This is a genomic window from Mycobacterium heidelbergense, assembly GCF_010730745.1.
Lineage (GTDB): Bacteria > Actinomycetota > Actinomycetes > Mycobacteriales > Mycobacteriaceae > Mycobacterium > Mycobacterium heidelbergense.
In genome coordinates, this window is the sequence record NZ_AP022615.1 from 2,186,688 (window position 1) to 2,208,299 (window position 21,612).

12 protein-coding genes, 2 tRNA genes and 1 pseudogene are annotated in these 21,612 nt (G+C 62.7%); 1 reads left to right on the forward strand and 14 read right to left on the reverse strand.

Annotated features, from left to right (window positions below):
• Positions 1-51: 51 nt before the first annotated feature.
• Both G6N25_RS10310 and G6N25_RS10315 read right to left on the reverse strand, forming a co-directional pair.
• Positions 52-1,272, reverse strand: a complete 1,221-nt coding sequence (locus G6N25_RS10310; RefSeq protein ID WP_083077659.1) for a hypothetical protein — start codon at positions 1,270-1,272, stop codon at positions 52-54.
• Between the two features lie 102 nt (positions 1,273-1,374).
• Entirely contained in the window at positions 1,375-2,616 is a 1,242-nt protein-coding gene (locus tag G6N25_RS10315; protein WP_142272777.1) for a hypothetical protein, read from the reverse strand.
• 1,492 nt (positions 2,617-4,108) lie between these two features.
• Between G6N25_RS10315 and G6N25_RS24310 the strand changes: the two are divergent.
• Positions 4,109-4,181 (forward strand): annotated as a pseudogene (locus tag G6N25_RS24310) (VOC family protein); the annotation flags it as partial.
• An 86-nt stretch (positions 4,182-4,267) separates the two neighbouring features.
• Here G6N25_RS24310 and G6N25_RS10325 read toward each other — a convergent pair.
• From G6N25_RS10325 to dnaA, 12 genes are all read right to left on the reverse strand, one after another.
• Positions 4,268-5,485: a hypothetical protein gene (locus G6N25_RS10325; protein ID WP_142272776.1), complete on the reverse strand. Its 1,218-nt coding sequence runs from the start codon at positions 5,483-5,485 to the stop codon at positions 4,268-4,270.
• Between the two features lie 1,357 nt (positions 5,486-6,842).
• On the reverse strand, positions 6,843-8,027 hold the full coding sequence (locus tag G6N25_RS10330) for a Fic family protein (RefSeq protein WP_083075789.1): 1,185 nt from the start codon (positions 8,025-8,027) through the stop codon (positions 6,843-6,845).
• A gap of 145 nt (positions 8,028-8,172) precedes the next feature.
• Positions 8,173-8,667, reverse strand: a complete 495-nt coding sequence (locus G6N25_RS10335; protein ID WP_083075776.1) for a helix-turn-helix domain-containing protein — start codon at positions 8,665-8,667, stop codon at positions 8,173-8,175.
• Positions 8,668-8,813: 146 nt separating this feature from the next.
• A tRNA-Ala gene (locus tag G6N25_RS10340) sits at positions 8,814-8,886 on the reverse strand.
• A 151-nt stretch (positions 8,887-9,037) separates the two neighbouring features.
• Positions 9,038-9,111: transfer RNA gene (locus G6N25_RS10345), tRNA-Ile, on the reverse strand.
• A gap of 62 nt (positions 9,112-9,173) precedes the next feature.
• A complete protein-coding gene (locus G6N25_RS10350) occupies positions 9,174-10,073 on the reverse strand; it encodes a DUF3566 domain-containing protein (protein WP_083075775.1) in 900 nt (299 codons plus the stop codon).
• A 128-nt stretch (positions 10,074-10,201) separates the two neighbouring features.
• The gene (gene gyrA / locus G6N25_RS10355) at positions 10,202-13,978 is read right to left on the reverse strand and encodes an intein-containing DNA gyrase subunit A (RefSeq protein WP_083075773.1); all 3,777 of its coding nucleotides are present in this window, start codon (positions 13,976-13,978) and stop codon (positions 10,202-10,204) included.
• Between the two features lie 33 nt (positions 13,979-14,011).
• Complete coding sequence (gyrB, locus tag G6N25_RS10360) at positions 14,012-16,036, reverse strand: DNA topoisomerase (ATP-hydrolyzing) subunit B (protein WP_083075772.1); 2,025 nt, start codon at positions 16,034-16,036, stop codon at positions 14,012-14,014.
• Positions 16,037-16,289: 253 nt separating this feature from the next.
• Entirely contained in the window at positions 16,290-16,847 is a 558-nt protein-coding gene (locus tag G6N25_RS10365; RefSeq protein ID WP_083075770.1) for a DUF721 family protein, read from the reverse strand.
• Positions 16,844-18,001 carry a DNA replication/repair protein RecF gene (gene recF / locus G6N25_RS10370; protein ID WP_083075769.1) on the reverse strand — a complete coding sequence of 386 codons (1,158 nt, stop codon included), beginning with the start codon at positions 17,999-18,001 and terminating at the stop codon, positions 16,844-16,846. Before recF ends, G6N25_RS10365 begins: the two co-directional genes overlap by 4 nt.
• Entirely contained in the window at positions 18,002-19,201 is a 1,200-nt protein-coding gene (dnaN, locus tag G6N25_RS10375) for a DNA polymerase III subunit beta (RefSeq protein WP_083075768.1), read from the reverse strand.
• A 525-nt stretch (positions 19,202-19,726) separates the two neighbouring features.
• Entirely contained in the window at positions 19,727-21,256 is a 1,530-nt protein-coding gene (dnaA, locus tag G6N25_RS10380) for a chromosomal replication initiator protein DnaA (protein ID WP_083075767.1), read from the reverse strand.
• Between the last annotated feature and the right edge of the window lie 356 nt (positions 21,257-21,612).

Consider the following 21,612-nt stretch of genomic DNA (forward strand, 5'->3'; position numbering starts at 1 on the left):
GCGGTGGTGGTCGCCGGCTCGCAAACGGCGACCACCACCGCCGGGCTCAGATCAGAGCAACTTGAGGAGGCTGGAGATGAAGAACCCAATATTGCTTGCCAACCATGTGCCGGTGTTGCTCAAGATCGACGGGAGATTCGACAGGACCGAGGGGATGTTTTGCAGTAGTGAGGTCAATGAACCACTAATCTGACTGACGATAGGGCTCAGGGAGGGCCAGCCATTGACTAGGTTATTCACGAAGCCCTGGAATGCGGTTTGGAGAGCTGCGAACCCGACATTGCCCTTGGCGGTCACGATGTTCGTCGCGCCGGAGGCAACGATTTGTTTCGCGAGGCCAGGGCCGAGCGAATTCACCCACGCCCAGACCAAGCCGTTCCCACCAAAAGCCGGGCTGCTGAGTAAGCCGGCAGTACCGCTAGCACCGTTTAGGAAGCCATTCAGCATCGCACCAGGGGTATTGAGCAGGTTGGTCACCGCCCCTAGGAGATTCCCCGAAGTGTACGCATTGTAAGCAGCTTGAAGGCTGGTGCCCAGCGCAGTCTCGGTTTGGGCGGGTATTCCCAGTATGCCCAACAAACCAACACTCGACAAAACTGTGCTTGTCAGATAACTGGTCGCATTGCTGAGATTCTTGGTAATGCCGACGGGGATCTTCTCTATAATGGTTTCAAGCGGGTACAGTATCTGCGGGATTACGAACGCGTAGAAGGCATCATATGTGTCCGTCACTGCACCCGAGATGTTGCCCGATGTGAGGGCGTTGGAGGCATTTAGGAGTTCTCCCCAGAATGAACCACCGGCGCCAAAGTAATTGATAGCGTCGGCCGCAGCCGATTGGTACGATTCGACATAGATATTGCCATAATTGATCCAGTTGGCGAGAACCTGCTGCAGCACCGAGGCAGGGAGCTTACTCCAGACGTTGTAAATGTACTGCAGGTTAGCGCCCGCATGCGTGAAGGTGTTAGCCCACGTCTGAACGATCAGGTTCTGGGCGATCGGACTGAAGTCGTCAGTCAGCGCCGCCGCGGGTACGGCAGTCGCACTTACCCCGCCGGCGAGGGAGGCGAGTTGGTTTTCCACGCCGGCAAATAGGTCGATCACGCTGCTGGCGGCATCGGTGAGCTGAATGCCCGAGACGCTCACTGTGCGTAACTGTTGGGCCAGATGAAGGCCGGGTAGGTGCTGGGCCATGGGGCCTGCGGCGACGACGGCGGCGCTGGTTAAGGCGATTCCGGCGGTGATGTAGGGGCGGGCTGCGAGATCCATGACTATCTCCTTTTTGGCCTGATTAGAAAACTTGGGGAGGGGGAGGAGGCGGATCGGCGGTGGTGGTCGCCGGCTCGCAAACGGCGACCACCACCGCCGGGCTCAGAGCAACTTGAGGAGGTTGAAGAGCAGCGTCCCAATCTGGGCTCCGATGTTCCCCAGTACCGACCCGACCTGGCCAGTGAGGTTGCCGATGAGCGACCCCAAAGGCGCCAGGGCCGCCGGGACGCCCTGCAGCGCTGTGGCCAAACCATTCAGGCTAGGGAAAGTCTTATTAAAGATAGTCCCTAGGTCTTTCGTCGCGGTGTTCCACAACTGAGTGAGTTCTTTCTGCGCGAGCTGGCCAAAGGTGGTGAACGCGCCCGGAATCAGGCTGGACGTGTTCTGCCCGGCCTTCGCGCCAATCGATTGCGAGAGCAATTGGGGAAGCTCCACCCCTAAGTTCCAAGCAAAACCGGGGTTGACAGGCCCGCCGATTAGCCCGTTCCACGGCGCGCCCGCGATCGATGTGAATCCGTTGACGAGGTCGCCGGTGATATTGGCCGGAGCGTTGACAAGCGCGCTCAGCACCCCCACCGGGTCCCCGGCCTGCACCGCGTTGATCACTCCCTGAGCAGTATCGCCCAACGCCGTGGGAACAACGTAGCCGAAGTACGAGATCGGTAGTACCACCGAATTGGACAAGCCAGTCACCGAGAAGAGCTCGGTGACCAGTTTGTTTAGGTTCGCGGTGATGTTGCCGGGGGCCGCCAGAGCCGAGAGGAAATCCTCCCCGGCGCCGGTGAAAATGGCGTTCTCGAGATTGGTCCAGGCTGCGATCGCTCCGGAGAGGTTACCGCCGGCGAGGTCGGTCCCCGCGGTGAACATTGTCCTGACCAGACCTGTTTTTCCATTGCTTACCAGCGTGCTCCAAAACGCGCTGCCAGCCGTATTGATCGCTATGGCGAATGTGTTGCCGAAGCCGAGTTCATTGAGCACGACCTGCGACGCCACCGGAAATGGATTTAAGAGCCAATCCCGGCCGAGCACACCCAGGTTGTTGGCGGCCGTCTGGAATACGTTGGCCCAGGTGGTGATGGGGTTGGCGAAGGCGCCGACGGTGGCTGCGGGCAGAGTGGCCGCGGCCGCTCCGCCGGCGAGTGATGCGAGTTCGTTTTCCACGCCGGAGAACAGATCCAGCGCGCTGCTGGCGTCGGTGAGTTGGATGTCAGACACGCTCACCTGGCGTAGTTGTTGGGCCAGGTGAAGATCGGGTAGGTGCTGGGCCATGGGGCCTGCGGCGATGACGGCGGCGCTGGCCAAGGCCACTCCGGCGGTGATGTGGGGGTGGGCTGCAAGATCCACGACCATCTCCTCTACGCATTCTGAATAACGACGCGTTAAACGTAGCTGTGGATTATTGCGAACGAATCGTGATAATAAAGTAGACAATTCACTAGAACAATATATTTATGCAGCAAAACTGGCCCGAACTGTACGAAAACTATTGCCCGAATTGGCCTAAATGGAGGGCCCCGCCAAAACAATTTGTTGACGGCATTCGAGTAGCGTGGACGCGGCTTCGTTGCCGGGTGTCGACAACGCCTTGATGTGAGCGTCTCGATCCGCTCATATTCAGGCGGTCGGCGCCCCGTCACCATGTCGGTGGGCGGCGCCACAGCGGGGTGAGACGAGTGGACGAGGAAAGACAGTCGTGCGGCTTGCCCGTACCGCCACGACACAAGGAAGTAACCGTCGACGGGTTCGAAGACAACCATGGAGGATTGGCGCCCGCCAGACCGGACAGTGCCGGTGTGTGTTTGTGGCACAAGCCAATACCGATCAAGTTCGGTGACTCACCGAAAGCGCTCAGCCCGGGCACACCACACCCACCACCTGTCTTGGGGTGGACCGCAAAACGGTGCGCACGGAGATGGCCCCGCCGGGTGGCGGCGGGGTGGGTCGGCCACTCCGAAACAGCAGTCGGGCCCGATGGGTGCGGGGCGGGTTGTCGTCGCGGGCCGCTACCTGGCTGCAGCAGATCGGGTGAGCCCCAGATCGAGGTGCGTCGCGAGGTCATCGTGGTGCGGCGTTGTTGGCGGGGGCGATCGGGCAGCGCCGCGGTGACGAACGCCGCCTGCCGTATCGGTGTCGGCTGTGAGCACTATCTGTTAGCAAACACGAGAGTATTCACTCTGTCCTGGCAAACAATTGGATCGCCGCAGTAATAGCTATCCCAAGCGTGAGGGTGAATGCGGGCGGTCCGTTACCAGTAGGTAGTTTCATATTAAAGTAATATCTTGGCGGATGACGTTTGCTACCCTACGTATTACAACGTGACTAGCAGCAGTTTTTCGGCCCCATCGGGATTGCGGAGCCGCGCGTTCCTGAACCGATCACCTAAAGCCTCCCAAAAGCCCCACGAACTTAGGTTCTCCACAGGTACGTCCAGCTCACGGGCTCCGGCGTTGTTGACTCGTAGGCCCGTGAAGAGGGGATTTGAGGGTTCGTGACGAGTTGTAGGGCGTTGCGGCTGGTGAAGACGACGGTACGGCATGCTCGGGCGACGTTGTCGACTCCGGCGAGGCGGTACAGGTTGATCACGGTGTCTCTGAGGCCCGCCCTCGTTTAGGGTGCGGTGCCGGTGCGCACGGTCGAGAAGTCCTCGCCGTAGCTGACACCACGCACCCGGTGCACACGGAGTTCTCGATTCCCAGTGCCGGTGCAGCCAGGAAGCGATCGCCTTGGGATGAGCGTGCTCGAACGCAATACGGCAGATCACGCAGACGATCTCGACCGAGCACACGCCGGTGGCTGTGGGTCAGCCGCGCCGAAATCATCCACGAGCTAACCCCAACAGCCCTATGGACTGCGCAACTGCGCCGTCCGCGACCCCGCGGGCAACCTTGATCCGCATCCAGGAATTGCGCTGCAAGTGCAGATTGGGCCCCCTTCTGCCGAAGGGGACCCAATCGCCGTTGGTGGTCACCGGCTCGCATCGGCGACCACCATGGACTCAGAGCAACTTGAGGAATGCGGTGATGAATGTCCCGATTTGGCCCGCCAACGCTGTCGCAGTGTTGCTTAACATCGACGGGAGATTCGACAGGATCGACGGGAGGTTCTGCAGCAATGCAGTCAATGAACCGCTGATGTTGCTGACGAAGGGGCTCAGGGATGGCCAGCCTTGGGTCAGCTGATTTATAAAGCCCTGGAACGCGGTCGCGAGACTACCGCCTTCCGTGACGTTCGGGGCTCCAGGAGCGACCATCGATTGCGCAAGACCCGGCAAGAGCGTCTTCACGATTTCGTTAAATAGACCGTTGCTGGCACTATTACCAAAAGCCGGGGTGCTGAGTAACCCATTATCAATGGATTTGCCGGATATTGTCCCGTTGATGAGGCCGTTGATCACGTTGCCCGGAAGGTTGGCTACGTTGGCCAGCAACCCTGCCGGATCCGTGGGCCACGCGTTGGAAATCGCCTGAAGGCTGGAGCCTAACGTATTCTGAAAAGCGGTCCCCAATCCAAGCACGCCAAGCAGGCCGACGTTTTTAAGTATGGCGCCGCTGGGCGCAATCGTGTATTGAAGGCCGGTCGAGAAAACGTGTGACATCCAGTAAGGGATCGACAAAATGTTTTCGAGTGGCTCCCCGATATTAGTGAACGGGTTCTGAAGCACCGCAAGCTCCAAGTCGTGCACCGCGGTCGTTAGATTACCCGCTAGGTAGGCATTTTGCGCGAGTTGGAGAGTTGGCCAGAAAGCTCCGGCTTTAGATGAGGTGAAATACGTCACAGCGGCGTTCGCGGCAGTCTGCCACGGCTCGACGTAGTTGTCTCCGTAGTACAGCCAGTTCACGGCGACCTGCTGCAAGACCGGAAAAGGTGTCTGAGAGAAGGCGCTGTAAAGGTACTGCCCGTTGGCGGCTGCGTGCTGGAAAAGGTTGACCCATGTCTGGACAGGCAGCCACGACTGGAAGTCAGTCAGCAGATTCGCGGGCACAGCGGCCGCCGCGGCTCCGTTGGCGAGTGAGGCGAGTTCGTTTTCCACACCGGAGAACAGGTCCAACACGCTGTCGGCACCGGTCAGGTTGATGTCGGACACGCTCACCTGGGGGAGCTGTTGGGCTACATGCAGGTTGGGTAGGTGCTGGGCCATGGGGCCGGCGGCAATAACAGCGGCGCTGGCCAGGGCGACTCCAGCGGTGATGTGGGGGCGGGCTGCGAGGTCCACGACCATCTCCTTTGCGGATTCTGGATAATGACGAATTGAATGTAGCTGTGAAATATTGCGAACAAATCGTGACAACAAAGTAGACAATTGCCTATGGCGCTATATGTGCACAGCAAAGCGTCGCCAGAAATGCACAGGACTATTGCGCGAATTAAGCGAGATGGAAGGCCCCGCCAAAATCATTTATTGACGGCATTGGAGTAGCGTGGCGCGGCATCATTGCCGGGTGTCGACAACGCCATGATGTCAGCGTCTCGCTCCGCTCACATCTAGGCAGTCGGCCCTGCCGGTGGATTTCACCGCGCGGCGCCACAGCACGCCGACACAAGGGGGCGGGTGAAAACGGTCGTGTGGCTTGTCCAGACCGTCACGGCATAAGGAAGTAACCGTCGACGGGCCCGGAGACACCCCTGGCGGATCAGCGCCTACCAAGACCGGAGAGCGCTGGTATGTGCGTGGGGCACAAGCCAATACCGATCACGTCCGGTGACCGGGCGTGGGTACGCCCGGTCACCTCTCTTGGGGTGGGGCCTAAGGCGGTGCGCGCAAAGGTGGGCTCCGCCGGTGGCGGCGGGGTGATCTCGCTGGGTGGATCGGCCACCTCGAACCAGCGGTGGGCCCGGTGGGTGCAGCAGGGGTTGTCGTCGCCGGCGGTTACCTTGGCTGCAGCAGATCAGGTGGCCCGCAGATCGAGGTGCTGGGTGTGGCGAGGGGTGACCGGGCAGACGATCGGATAGCGCCGCGGTGACGAAATCGGCCCGGCGGCGTCGGTGTCGACACACTGAAGCGCTATCTGTCAGCAAACGCGAGAGTGTTAACTATACCCTGGCAAACAATTGTATTGCTGCGGTAATAGCTATCTTAAGTGCGACGGTGAATGCGGGCCGGCTGGTTACCGACAGGTAGTTTCGTATTTAACTATTACGCCCGGGTCCCGCGTTTGCTGTCTATGTGCTTATAACGCGATTAGCAGCGCGTTTCATGCTTCATGAGGATTGCGGGGCCACACGTTCTTGAACCGATCACTTAAAGCCTCTCGAAAGTGCCGCGAGCTTAGGTTCTTCACAGGTACGTCCAGCTCACGGGCCTGTCTGACGTCGACTCCCACGCCGCAGACACATGCCTGCCCAACCAGCTGAGCAACAGCCTCACCCGCCGGGCATCGTCATCTATCACGAACCGCAGGTGTTCGAGGAACCCGCTTGGTTTCCTTGTGGAGCCTAGGGGAATCGAACCCTGACACCTGCCTTGCAAAGGCGAATCATGCTGCAGCTCAAGGATTTACAGCGCGGTCGACGTGCGAAAAGACACAACTGTAGTTGTAACTGTGATCAGATTGTGGTCAAAACGTGTGCGGTCATGGACGGTTTAGAACTTCCATAACGGGGTCGCATCTGTACCCTTTCGCCCCATAAGCAAAGCGCCGCCCCGGCATCTCTCGGAGTGCGCCCAGCTCAACTAGTGTCTGTATCGCCTTCTTCGCAGGTGGGTAGGTAACACCGGTGAGCTCGGCGGCCTCGGGGATCGTGATGATCGGATAACCAAGGAGACAGTCCGCAACAGCGTTGACCACACCTCTCGCCTGTTTCGCGGCTAACTGGCTACGAAGCTCGGACTGAAATGCGAGGAGTTCCTCGATTCGTCCGACTCCGTCCTCCGCTTGATGATGTACGGCCTCGCAGAAGAAGCTGATCCACGAGTCGAAGTCGCCGGTCTTGCTGACGCCCAAGAGCAGGTCCTTGTATTCGTCTTTTCGCGGCTCGAACCATGGCGACAGGTTGAGGAGCGGGTATGTCAATGCTCCCTCGGTGACCAATTGAAGCGTCACGATGAGTCGGCCTAGGCGACCGTTTCCATCCGAGAACGGGTGGAGAGTTTCAAACTGGTAGTGGGCCATGGCTATCTTGATCAACAGGGGATAGTCATCATCTGCGTGGATCCACTTTTCCCAGTCGGAGACACCTTCGATGAGGTAGTCACCAAATGGCGGTGGGACAAACCTAGAGGCTTCGATCCCCTTCGATCGCTCTCCGATGTATACATTCGATTCCCGAAGCCTTCCCTTGTCCCAATTGTCACCACGCGTTTTGTCCACGAGAGTGGCTTGGAGCGGTGCGATCACGGTGAGGCAGATCGGCTTGGACTGAACGAGCCTCAGGGCTTGCTCCGCGGCGCGCACATAGTTCAGCACCTCTCGAACCTCTGCTGTCCGGTTAGCTTCTTCGACGTAGTCAGCCTCAAGCACCTCCTCTAAGGTCGCGTAGGTCCCTTCGAGTGCGGAGGTGCTGCGGGCCTCACGTCGCAACGCTGGCCGAACGAGCAGCCCTGGATCGGGTAGTCGCTTGACGGCGAAGTCCAGGCGGCCAACGGACATGCTGGCTTGATCCGCCAGCTTGTGCGTCGCCAAGCTCAGGTTGACCGTGCTGGGCAGGGGCGCGGGAACGAATGCGAAGTGGTTGTAGTCGCGGCCGAGATACGCATCGTGCCCCGAGATTGGAACTAGTCGGCCCACCGGCGACTTCTCAAAGTCTTCTACCTGCACAAATATACTTTCCCCGGCTTTCGTAAAGCCGGCGCCTCGTCTGTTAAACCCCAGAACCATAGGGCCGACAACCGTTATAGGAAACTGGAAAAAACTATACTATGTCGGGGTTGTGGTATAGCTTCGCCGCCCACGACTGTGAAGGTCAGTAGAGTCCCAGCTCCTCAGTCAGTTCGGTCAGTTCGTCTGCCGCCTTCTTACTATCAAGTTCCATCTGCCGCTGATACTCCCGAACGGATGAAGCCTGAATTCGCCTGTGAGTCCCTACCTTTCGGAACTTAATAGCGCCTTCTTCCACGAGTTTGATTAGGTACGGCCGCGAAACATTGAGCATGTCAGCGGCTTCTTGAGTGGTCAGCTCAGCGTGAGCAGGCATCACTGCAACCGCTCGGCCGGCAGCAGCGTTAGCGAGAATCTGTCGGAGAATCTCGCCGAGCCCGCGCGGCAGCGTGACTATCTTCGAGTGCCCTTCGATAGTCACGTCAACATCCCCAGCGGACGAAGCGGGCTCGTCGAGGATCTGGTTAAGAGCGCACAGCGCCTGGTTTGCCAGATCAGCGTCGACCGTGTTCTCCTCGACTCTGCTGGGTTCCTTTTCCTTGGCCGTCCTGGCTTTCTGGTGTTCTTTGGTGCTGCTCATATCTGAAATATACGAAGCAAACGCAATAACCGCAACGGCCTGGATATGGCCTCTGCCTGCGACTTTGCCGCGGATTTGGCGCCCAGAAGCCCTACTAGGGTCGGTATTGTGTCGGGGGTAAGCAACGCTGTGGAGCTGTGGAGCTGTGGAGCCTAGGGGAATCGAACCCCTGACACCTGCCTTGCAAAGGCAGTGCTCTACCAACTGAGCTAAGGCCCCTCATCGTAACCGGGTGGTTGACCGGGTGTGTCAGCCGCCGCCACATGCCAGACCTCGACTCCGCGTCGTGACCGCGCCACCGCCACCGCTATAGCGATCAGGGCCATTGGCAACGCAACTCTCACGCGACGTCTGGACGGGCACATGGTTGTGGGCCTAGGAGGACTCGAACCTCCGACCTCTTCGTTATCAGCGAAGCGCTCTAACCGCCTGAGCTATAGGCCCGTACGCGCGTACGGCCGAGCGACGAGATTACCGCACTCGCCGTCCCACCCCCAAAAGCGCGACTAATCCCGGTCCGCCAACGTCACTTCGATGCCCCCGATCAGATCGGTGGTCAGGTTGTAAACGAACGCGGCGATGGTGGCCATCGCGGTCAGCAGGACGATGTTGACCAGGCCGATCAGGACGGCGCCGCCGAAGATGGTGCCGCTGGAGACCAGCTCGCCGCTGCTGCCGCTGGTGTTGTTCAGCAGGTCGCCGACGTTGCTGTTCAGCTTCGCCCACACGCCCATGCCGCCGAGCACGAGGTAGAGGAACGCCACCGCGATCATCCAGACGAAGAACAGCGCCACCGAGAGCAACAGGGACACCTTCAGCGTGCTCCACGGATCGATCCGCCGGATCTGCATGCTCGCCCGAACCGGCCCGCGGGTTCGCCGCGACACCTGAACCCTGTCGGGGGCTTCCCGCCTTTCCCGGCCTTCGGGCGTCGTCGGACGGCCCGATCCCGACGGGCCCGACGTCTCCGCACCGCGCTCGGGCGCGGTCTTACGCTGCGGCGGGCGGGGAATCGGGCCGGACAAATCCGGCAACTCGCTGGCGTACGCCTCGGCCGGTGGACCGTCGCCGCGCGTGGGCGCGGCGTCGAAGTCGCGCGGCGGGGCCTTCGAATGGGCGGCCGCGCCGCCCGCGGGCGCGGCGGTGCCCGAGACAAAGCGGTTCAGCCGGGCGTCGACACCGGCGGGCGGGCTCGGCGGGCGCACCTCGGTGTGTGGTTCGCTCGGGCGATGCGTGGGCTGAGGAGCCCGCGGCCCGCCGCGCTGCCAGGATGGCGAATCGCCGGCATCCTGAACGCGGCCTGGCTGTGTGGGCGCCGCACGGTGTACACCGGCACGCTCGACCGAACCGTCCCCGTTGAGGCTGTCGCCCTGGTTGGGGGAGCCTGGCTCGTTCGGTGAGGTCACCCCGACTCCTTAGATTTCCTGCCTCGGCCGCCTGCGCCGTGGCAGTCGCACTATTACTGGTCGGGCCGAGTCTATTGCCTGGCTCGTGCCCGGACCCCTACGGGCCGCCGCTTGCCCTTGTTACCTGGCTAATCCTCCCCGTCCGCGGCGCCATCGGCTTCCTCGACGGTTTCGTCCGCGGTTTCCTCAGCATTGCGCGCGATGGCTAACAGTGTGGCGCCCTCGCCGAGGTTCATCAACCGCACGCCCTTGGTCTGCCGTCCCGCCTTGCGGACCTGGCGCGCGGCCGTGCGGATGACGCCCCCGCCCGAGGTGATCGCGTACAACTCGCTGTCGTCGTCGACAATCAGCGCGCCGACCAGCCGGCCGCGCCGACGGTCGTACTGAACGGTCAGCACCCCCTTGCCGCCGCGGCCCTGCACCGGGTACTCCTCGATTCCGGTCCTCTTGGCGTAGCCCCCGGACGTGGCGACCAGCAGGTAGGTGCCCTCGCGAACCACGTTGAGCGACAACAGGTAATCGTCGGCGTTGAACCGCATGCCCTGCACGCCGGAAGTGGCCCGGCCCATCGGGCGCAGGGCCTCGTCGGTCGCCGAGAAACGGATGGACTGACCGTTGGCCGAGACCAGCAGCAGGTCCTCCTCCGACGAGCACAGCACCGCCCCAACCAGTTCGTCGTTGTCGCGCAGGTTGATGGCCACGATTCCGCCCGAGCGGTTGGAGTCGAACTCCGTCAGCTTGGTCTTCTTGACCAGGCCGTTGTGGGTGGCCAGCACCAGGTACGGGGCGTCCTCGTAGCTGCGGATTTGGATGACCTGCGCGATGCGCTCCTCGGGCTGGAAGGCGAGCAGGTTGGCGACGTGCTGACCGCGCGCGGTCCGCAAAGCCTCCGGCAGCTCGTACGCCTTGGCCCGATACACCCGGCCCTGGGTGGTGAAGAACAGGATCCAGTCGTGCGTCGAGCACACGAAAAAGTGCCGGACGATGTCGTCCTGCTTGAGACCGGCGCCCTGCACGCCCTTGCCGCCGCGTTTTTGGCTGCGGTACAGGTCCGTCTTGGTGCGCTTGGCATATCCGGTTTCGGTGATGGTGACGACGACGTCCTCGCGGGCGATGAGGTCCTCGTCGCTGACGTCGCCGTCGGCTGCGACGATCCGGGTGCGACGGTCGTCGCCGTGCTTGTCGACGATCTCCGTCAGTTCGTCGCGCACGATCGCGCGCTGCCGCTCGGGTTTGGCCAGGATGTCTTCCAGGTCGGCGATCTCGGCTTCGATCTTGGCCAGGTCGTCGATGATGCGCTGGCGCTCCAGGGCCGCCAGCCTCCGCAGCTGCATGTCCAGGATGGCCTGGGCCTGGATCTCGTCGACGTCGAGCAGTTCGATCAGCCCGGTGCGGGCGACGTCGACCGTTTCCGACGCCCGGATCAAGGCGATGACCTCGTCCAGCGCGTCGAGCGCCTTGACCAGGCCGCGCAGGATGTGGGCCCGTTCGTTGGCCTTGCGCAGCCGATAGGTGGTGCGGCGCACGATGACGTCGAGTTGGTGTTCGACGTAGTGGCGGATCAGCTGGTCCAGCCGCAGGGTGCGCGGCACCCCGTCCACGATGGCCAGCATGTTGGCGCCGAAGCTGGTCTGCAGCTGGGTGTGCTTGTAGAGGTTGTTGAGCACCACCTTGGCCACCGCGTCGCGCTTGAGCTCGACGACGATGCGCACGCCGACGCGGTCGCTGCCCTGGTCTTCGACGTTGGCGATGCCGGCGAGCTTGCCGTCGCGGACCTGCTCGGCGATCGAGGTGATGAAGTTGTCGTGGTTGACCTGATACGGCAACTCGGTAATGACCAAAGACGTTCGGCCCCTGGCCTCTTCGACCTCGACCACGCCGCGCATCCGGATCGAACCGCGGCCGGTCTTGTAGGCGTCGGCGATGCCCTGGCTCCCCACGATCAGCCCGGCGGTGGGGAAGTCGGGACCCTTGACCCGCTCCATGACGGCGGCCAGCGTGGCTTCCTCGTCGGCCTCGTGGTTTTCGAGGCACCAGAACACCGCCTCGGCGAGCTCGCGCAGGTTGTGCGGCGGGATGTTGGTCGCCATGCCGACCGCGATGCCGCCGGAGCCGTTGGCCAGCAGGTTGGGGAACCGGCTGGGCAGCACCGTCGGCTCCTGCACCCGGCCGTCGTAGTTGGGAATGAAATCGACTGTTTCCTCGTCGATTTCGCGTAGCATCTCCATCGCCAGGGGAGTCAGCCGCGCTTCGGTGTTGTGGCTGACGAAACCATTGGTCAGGAACGCGTGGTCTTCGGTGTCGACGCGCAGGCTGTAGACGGGTTGCACGCCGGCTTCGGTCACCGAGGCGACCTTGGCGTAGTAGAACCGGCCGTCGGTCAGGTCGGTTGCGATGGCACGCACATCGGGATCGGCGATGCGCGAGAGGATCTCCTCGCCACTCGTTCGCCAACGTTGGATGCGGTCGACGTTGTGGCGATTGAGCCAGTCCTTATCGACCCAGCGGCTGCCGCAGTGCCTGCGAATGAACCGCGCCAACCCGGGAACGTGATCGCCATCCATGCCGGCGCACGGCGGCATGGAACCTAGGATCTTGGCGAGCTTTTCTTGCTTTGCGCCGCCGAAACCGACTCGCGTGGCGAACAACTCAGCCTGAGCCCGGTTGGTGATGACGACCTTGTGCTCGCCGACTGCCATCCGGTACCGGCGCGTGACGATCCCGAACTCCAGCAGCATCTGCTGCACGTCCTTGGCCAACCGTTCGCTACGCGTCGAGTACGAAATCTGAATGGTATTTCGCGGCAACGCAGAGCACGATCCATCGCCCTCGAACAGCGCCTGCAGGAATACGCGCTTGACGACGGCGGGGGAGTGCCACAGCCAGTCGGGAACAGACTTGTCGGCCGACCGCCGCCCGCACAAGTCACCGAGTCGTGTCTTCTTCAGTTCCTTGATGTTGTGAATGTCGAGCTCGTGCAGTGTCGAGCCCGAGGCGATCCGGCGAGAGGATACATAGCGCCGGCCTCCGACGACCGCGTCGTACGCGCCGACGACCATGGTGAAGTAGTCATGGTCGCAGTTGTTGAATCCGGCGCGCGTCTCGGATACAAAACCCTCGCTGATAAAGGCTCCCAGCAGCAGTGCCTCCATCGTGGAATGCCAGTCGGCGGGTCCGAACTCCACCGGCGGGGTCCGTTGCAAGACGACGTGGTCATCGGGACGGATCTCTTCGATGAGTTTCCACAGCAGCGTGGGCACGCCGGCGACGTCGACCAGGCACAGCAACGGGTGGTTCGATGTCCCCGTGACTTCATACCCTTCGGCGGTGCGCACCGTGTAGGTCTGATGTTCGCCGGAATGGAACAGGCGATCCGCCATGACCGGGTCGCCGTGTCGGTCAAGAACCTTCAACTCGACGGCATTATCCGAATTTGGGCGGCCTGCGGGGACGACATCGCCGATCCGCACCGACTGCCCAAATGGCAAGCGCACCAATGCATCCCCGGTACAGCAATAGCGCATGGCGGCCGGTGGGTCGTTGCCCGGAGAGCCAAAGTTGCCCTGCCCGTCGACCAATGGATACCGCAGCGACCACGGCTGCGCCATCCGCACCAGGGTGTCGTAAATCGACGCGTCGCCGTGCGGGTGGTAATTACCCATCGTCTCGGCCACCGAGCGCGCCGACTTGGCGTGGCTGCGGTCCGGGCGGAACCCGGAATCGAACATCGCATACAGCACTCGGCGGTGCACCGGCTTGAGCCCGTCGCGCACCTCGGGCAGCGCGCGACCCACGATCACGCTCATCGCATAGTCGATGTAGCTGCGCTGCATCTCCTGCTGGATGTCTACCGGCTCGATCCGGTCGACGGGTTCGTCGCCGGGTGGCAGCGTGGTGTCGGTCATCTAATCCTCGTTTGTAATCGAACGTGAGACACGTCAGACATCCAGGAAGCGAACGTCCTTGGCGTTGCGGGTGATAAAGCTGCGGCGCGCGTCGACGTCCTCGCCCATCAGGATGGAGAACAGCTCGTCGGCGGCCGCCGCGTCGTCGAGGGTGACCTGGCGCAGCACCCGCACGGACGGGTCCATCGTGGTTTCCCACAGCTCCTTGGCGTCCATTTCGCCCAGACCCTTGTAGCGCTGGATGCCGTCTTCCTTGTTGATCTTCTTGCCGGCCTTCAGCCCCGCCTCCAACAGGCCGTCACGCTCACGGTCGGAGTACGCGAACTCGGGATCGCTACGCTGCCACTTCAGCTTGTACAGGGGCGGCTGCGCCAAGAACACGTGCCCGTTTTCGATCAGTGGTCGCATGAACCGGAACAACAGCGTCAACAGCAGTGTCGAAATGTGTTGCCCGTCAACGTCGGCGTCGGCCATCAGCACGATCTTGTGGTAGCGCAGCCTGGCGATGTCGAACTCGTCGTGAATCCCCGTGCCCAGCGCGGTGATGATCGCCTGGACTTCGGTGTTCTTCAGCACCCGGTCGATGCGCGCCTTCTCGACGTTGATGATCTTGCCGCGCAGCGGGAGGATCGCCTGGAACATCGAGTCGCGGCCGCTCTTGGCCGAGCCGCCGGCCGAGTCACCCTCCACCACATACAGTTCCGACCTTCTAGGGTCGGTCGAGCGGCAGTCCGCGAGCTTGCCCGGCAGCCCACCCAGATCGGTGGCGCTCTTGCGGCGCACCAACTCTCGGGCCTTGCGCGCCGCTATCCGCGCCTGGGCCGACGACACCGCCTTGTTCACAACCGTTTTCGCGTCCGACGGGTTGGCTTCGAACCAGTGCGTGAGCTGTTCGTTGCAGACCTTCTGCACGAACGACTTGACCTCGGTGTTGCCCAGCTTGGTTTTGGTCTGGCCCTCGAATTGCGGTTCGCTGACCTTGACGGAAATGACCGCGGCCAGGCCTTCCCGGATGTCGTCGCCGGTGAGGTTGGGGTCCTTGTCCTTCAGGAGTTTGCGGTCCTTGGCGTATTTGTTCACCACCGACGTCAACGCGCTGCGGAAGCCCTCCTCGTGGGTGCCGCCCTCGTGGGTGTTGATGGTGTTGGCGAAGGTGTGCACCGACTCCGAGTAGCCGGCGTTCCACTGCATCGCGATTTCGACCTCGTGGCCCGGTCCCTTGCCGGAGAAATCCACGATGCTGTTGTGAATCGGGCTCTTGGTCCGGTTGATGTGCTTGACGAAGTCCACCAGGCCGCCCGGGTAGTGAAACGTGCGGTGCTTGACCTTGTGCGAGCCGGTCGCCTTTTCTTCGGCGGACTTGGGTGCCTCGGCGGTATCGCTGACGACGTCGTCGACGACCTCCTCGTCGCTGACCCGCTCGTCGGTGAAATGGATCGTCAAACCCTTGTTCAGGAAAGCCATTTCCTGAAGTCGGCGCGCCACCGTCTCGAAGTCGTACTCGGTGGTTTCGAAGATGTCGGGGTCGGCCCAGAACCTGACCCTGGTGCCCGTCTTCTTGGTGGCCTCACCCTGTTTGAGGGTCCCCGGCACGGCGTGGTCATAGAACTGCGACCACTCGTACCCATCTCGGGCGATATCGACCTCCAGGCGGTTCGACAGCGCGTTGACCACCGACACACCCACCCCGTGCAAGCCGCCACTGACGTTGTAGCCGCTGTTCTCCCCCCCGAACTTGCCGCCGGCGTGGAGTTGGGTCATCACCACGTCGACGGTCGGGATGCCGGTGGCGTGCGTCGCGACGGGGATACCGCGCCCGTTGTCGGCGACCTCGACGCCGCCGTCGTTGAGCAACCGCACATCCACCTGGCTGGCGTAACCGGCCATCGCCTCGTCCACCGAGTTGTCGACGACCTCCCACACCAGGTGGTGCAGTCCGCGTTCGCCGGTCGACCCGATGTACATGCCGGGGCGTTTGCGGACCGCTTCCAATCCCTCGAGGACGGTGATCTGCGCGGCACCGTATTCGTCTTGCGGTTTTTTCTTTTGGGCAGCCACAGTCGGGATGCTCTCCTTGGGGTTGCATGCGAGCGGTCCAGTCACCGCAACGGTCGTACACTCCACTCTACCGTCATCGAGGGCCAGGACAGAGTTTCTGGCCGCGTTTCTACCTAGCTGACCGCGCCGTGTGAACGATATCTTCATTCATGGCGCGTCCCGACGTTTGCCACGCTGGTCCGTTTCGTCCTGGTGGCTCTCAGGCGCCTGTTAGTCAAGGCCCGACTGGGGATGGTCCGGGTTGGTGAACGCGTCAGCCGTAGGTGTCGCGAGGTCCCCTGCCGGAAACGTGTCGGGGCCCCTTCCGCCAGGACGGCGCGGCCGGCCCGGTGATTTTCAGCGACGTCACCACGCCGTTGCCGACCGCCGCCGCGATCTTGGCCAAAAGCTGCGCCTGGACCATCCGCAGCTGGGTCGCCCACGCGGTCGATTCGGCAGCCACACTGAGGACCCCGTCGTTCAAGGCAGTCGGGGTCGCGTGGTCCGCAATCTGCTGGCCCACCACCGACGACCAATGACCCAGCACCGTCCCTTCCGCGACGCGGCCGGACCAGCCGCGTTTTTTCGCCATCTCCCGCACCAACCTGCCCAGCGGTTGCGGATCGCGGACGTCGGGTCCCGGACCCGACCAGCTTCGTCGCCGTCCGGCAACGCGGCGCCGTGCCACCGGGATTGCCCGCCCGCGACCGGCGTCCTTTCCCTGGGCGCGGGCCGCCGCGCGGGCCTCCTCGAGCGTGCGCCGCACCAGGTCGATACCCGTCAACGAACCGAGCCGTTCGGGGTCTTTCGCGTCGTTGTCGGCACCGTTCATGGTCGCACCACCGACACCTGGCCCACATCGTCGTCGCATAGATCGATATGCACCCGTCTAGCATCCCAGCCCGCCGGAATGTCTTCCAGCACCGCCGCGGTCACCAATACCTGTTCCGCCGATTCCGCCACCGTGGCCAGGGCGCGGCGTCGGGCGGCGTCGAGTTCGGCAAACACGTCATCGAGCAACAACACGGGTTCGCTGCCGTCGGCCCGCAACAGCTCATACGCCGCCAGCCGCAGCGCCACCGCGAAGGACCACGATTCCCCGTGGCTGGCAAAGCCTTTCGCGGGCTGATCGCCGAGCCGCAACTCCAAGTCGTCGCGATGCGGACCGACCAGACACATCCCGCGCTCCAACTCCGCATCACGGCGTTCCGACAATGCGGCCGCCAACGCCGCCCGCAGCAACTCGCGGTCGCTGCCGTCGAAGCCTCCCGGGTGGTGAGCGCCGAGGCTGGCACGGTAGGCGACCGACGCCGGCCGCGATCCAGGCGCCAGCAATTGGTAAGCCTTTTCCACCTCCGGCGCCAGCTGGTTCACCAGGTCGATGCGGGCGCCCATCAACTCGGCCCCGTGCTCGGCCAACCGGCTATCCCACACGTCGAGGGTGTCCAGCGCGCCGTCATCGCCCCGATACCGCGCGCCGGAAAGCGATTTCAACAACGCCGTGCGCTGCCGCAAGACCTTGTCGTAATCGGCGCGCACGCCGGCGATCACAGGCCTGCGAACCGTCGCCAATTCGTCAAGATAGCGACGCCGGTCCGCCGGATCCCCGCGCACCAGAGCCAGGTCTTCCGGCGCGAAAAGCACCGCGCGCAACACCCCGACCACCTCGCGCGTGCCGCGCACCGGCGACCGATTCAACCTCGCCTTGTTTGCCCTGCCCGCCGCGATCTCCAGGTCGATCGCGCACTCCCTGCCCTCGTTGACGACGATCGTCGACACCACCGCACGCTCGGCGCCCGCTCGGATCAACGGCGCGTCGGTCCCGACCCGGTGCGAACCCAAGGTCGTCGAATACCACAGCGCCTCAATCAAGTTCGTCTTACCGAAGCCATTTGGAGCGACGAACACGGTCCGGCCCGGCTGCAATTCGAGGTCGGCGTGTGCCCAGGATCGGAAATCGCGCAATCCCAAATGCCGGACGTACACCTATCCGGGCAACCGAACTGGCATCAGCAGGTACACGTAGTCCGTCGGCACCACCGCGAACGGGCCGGTGCCGGTCGGCTGGCTGTCGCCGTCGAACGCCGGACGCAACAACGCGGGCTTGCCCGGGGTCGTGAAACCGAACGACACCCGCTCGGAATGGACCGACGCCAACCCGTCGGTCAGATACGTCGGGTTGAACGCGATTGTCAACGGTTCGCCAACGAAATCGACTTGCAGGTCTTCTTCGGCCCGGCCCACGTCGTCGGCGCCCGCGGACAGCCGCAGCATGCCATCGGCGAATTCCATCCGCACCTGCGCCCCCCGGTCGGCCACCAACGCAACCAGCTTGATGGCCTCGGTCAATTCGGCCACGTTGATCGTGGCCACGGCTGTGTGTTCGGCCGGCAGCAGCTGGCGGAACTTCGGGAACTCCGCGTCCAAGAGCCGAGTGGTGCTGCGTTTGCCGTTACCGCTGATACCGAGCAGGCCGTCTTTTCCGACTCCCGCGCCATCGCCCAACGACAAGCGGACCTCGGACCCGTCGGCGCCGGCTTTGGCGGCCTCGGCCAGCGTCTTGGCCGGCACCAGCACCGCGGCCTCGACGTCGGGCGACAACGCCGACCAGGTCAGCTCGCGAACCGCCAACCGGAATCTGTCGGTGGCGGCCAAAACCACCGTGTCCCCTGAGATCTCGACCCGAATCCCGGTCAACATCGGCAACGTGTCATCCCGGCCGGCCGCGATCGCCACCTGACCGATCGCCTCGGCGAACAGGTCCGCCGGGAGCGTGCCGGTGCCTTCCGGCAATGCCGGCAGCGTCGGGTAATCCTCGACCGGCATTGTCGGCAGCGAGAACCTCGCATTCCCGCAGGTCAGTGCGACCCGGTTGCCGTCCACATAGAAGTCGACCGGCTTGTTGGGCAACGCCCGAGTGATGTCCGACAACAACCTTCCGGACACCAAAACACTTCCGGGACAAGCTATTTCAGCAGCAACCTGGGCTTCGGCCGACACTTCGTAATCGAACCCGGAGATCGTCAGGCCGTCATCCGAGCCGGACAACAGGACTCCGGAAAGCACGGGCACCGCGGGTCTGGTCGGCAGATTCTTCGCCACCCACGACACCGCATCGGCGAAGGACTCTCGCACTAGGCGAAACTTCAAGTCCGTGAGGCCAGCTGTTGTCGTCGCCGCGTCCATAGCGTCCCTTACTTGCCAAGTGAATCGAACAAGGCGGCTAGCGGTTCGTCGCTAGCACGCGGCCCCCGCAACGAACGTCGGTGACACGTCATGCGCCCCGACGCCGCAACAGCAGTCGAAGAACAACCGTAGATCTTCTGCGGCCATCTTCAAAGCTAATCGCGGAGGCCGACAAGCCAGGCCGACGACGGGTTTCGCCGCTGCCACGCAAGGAGCCTCCCCAGCGCTGTATTTCGGAGAAGAAACGACGGAGAGATCTCAGTAACAGTATTAAGTGCTGTGCATTCTGGGGACAGCCGGGTCTTGGCGCAGCTAGGGGCGTCATCGGGTTGTGGATGACGCGGTGAGCAACTGTGTGGGTTTTGCTGAGCGGCTGGGGATGGGGAGTGAGTGTGCACGTGAATCCCAGCGGTGCGCTCGTGTATGGCCGCCTTGTGCACAGGGCTGCACACAGCGCCGCGGGCGTGACTGATGTGACAGGGGTGGGAGAAGTTTTTTGAAAAATTGTGTCTTGGCCGGCGAGAGTCAGCGCTTTGACCGCTGACGGATGCGGGTGGTGAGCTCCTTGACGTGGTCGAACACTTCACGCCGCTCGGCCATTTCGGACAGGATCTTGCGCTGGGCGTACATGACGGTGGTGTGGTCGCGGCCGAAAGCCTGACCGATCTTGGGCAGCGACAGGTCGGTGAGTTCCCGGCACAGGTACATGGCGATTTGCCGCGACTGAGCCAGCGCCCGCGTTTTGCCCGGGCCGCGCAGCTCTTCGACGGTCGTATCGAAGTACTCCGCGGTGGCGGCCATGATGGTCGCCGCGCTGATCTGCATGGTGCTGGCGTCGGCGATCAAATCGCGAAGCACAATTTCGGCCAGCGCCTTGTCGATCGGGGTCTTGTTCAACGACGCGAACGCGGTCACCCGGATGAGGGCCCCTTCGAGTTCACGGATGTTGCGTTCGATGCTGCTGGCGATGAGCTCGAGGACGTCGTCGGGCACCGCCAGCCGTTCCATCTGTGCTTTTTTGCGCAGGATGGCGATGCGGGTCTCGAGCTCGGGGGGCTGAACGTCGGTGATCAGGCCCCATTCGAATCGTGTCCTTAGCCGGTCTTCGAGGGTGGCGAGCTGTTTCGGCGGCCGGTCGGAGGAGATGACGATCTGCTTGTTGGCGTTGTGCAGCGTGTTGAAGGTGTGGAAGAACTCCTCCTGGATGCCTTCCTTGCCCTCGATGAACTGGATGTCGTCGACCAGCAGCACGTCGACGTCGCGATAGCTGCGTTTGAAGGCGACCTTGCGGTCGTCGCGCAGCGAGTTGATGAAGTCGTTGGTGAATTCCTCGGTCGAGACGTACTTGACCCGCATGCCGGGAAACAGCCGTTGGGCGTAATTGCCGGCGGCGTGCAGCAGGTGGGTCTTGCCGAGGCCGGACTCGCCCCAGATGAAAAGGGGGTTGTAGGCGCGGGCCGGGGCTTCGGCGATGGCCAGGGCGGCGGCGTGAGCGAACCGGTTGGAGGCGCCGATGACGAACGTGTCGAAGGTATAGCGGCGGTTGAGGCTGGTCCCGCCGGCGATGGCCGGATCGGCGGTGTGGGGACGTTCGGTGAAGTAGTTGGGCCAGTTCTGCTCGGAGCCGACGGCTTCACCGTTTTCGTAAGCCTCGTCGGTGTCGCCCGACGCTTCCGAGGTTTCGTCGTTGCCGGCTTGGGCGAGGGCCTCGGCTTGGGCGAAGGCAATGTCGTCGGCGTCTTCGGGGGGCGGAGCGATGCGGACGCCGAGTTGGATCTGCTGACCGAGACGGCGGCTGAGCGCGTCGGTGATCGGTGCGCGCAGATGACGCTCGATCTCATTTTGGACAAAGCTGCTCGGAACCGACAACAGAGCAAACCCCTCGACGATCGTGAGCGGCTGGACCAGATTCAGCCATGCCCTTTGCTGGGGGGTCAGCGGGGCGACGAGGGTGGTGCGGGTGCCGGCCAGGCCGTCCGCGGTGGGCTCGCCATTGAGTTCGGAGACGACCGCATTCCACACAGTCGTGAAACCTGAACCGGGGTCATCGGTCAACGACGTAATCTCCCTGGTTCTCGCGGATCCCGGGTCGACGTGCAACCACGCCTGGCGACAAAGCAACTGTCCACATAGTTATACACAGGTGTGGACAGGATGATCGTAAACGAGCCGCAGCCTACCGGCGACGGCTCGCGATCTCCGTGCTGAATGACAACCCGTTCGGGTCGCCTACGCAGCTAGTTGATCCGCCATCCTCGCTTCGTCGTCGAGCGCCGCCCCACTCTGGAACGGCATTGCCCGAAGCTAACAGTTTTCCGTGCGGCTGCCAACCGTTCTGTTGCATTCCAATCGGGTTCTTTAGGCTCCACCGGGGTGTGTTCAACGTTCGCGCGGAGATCGTGCGGCGGTGG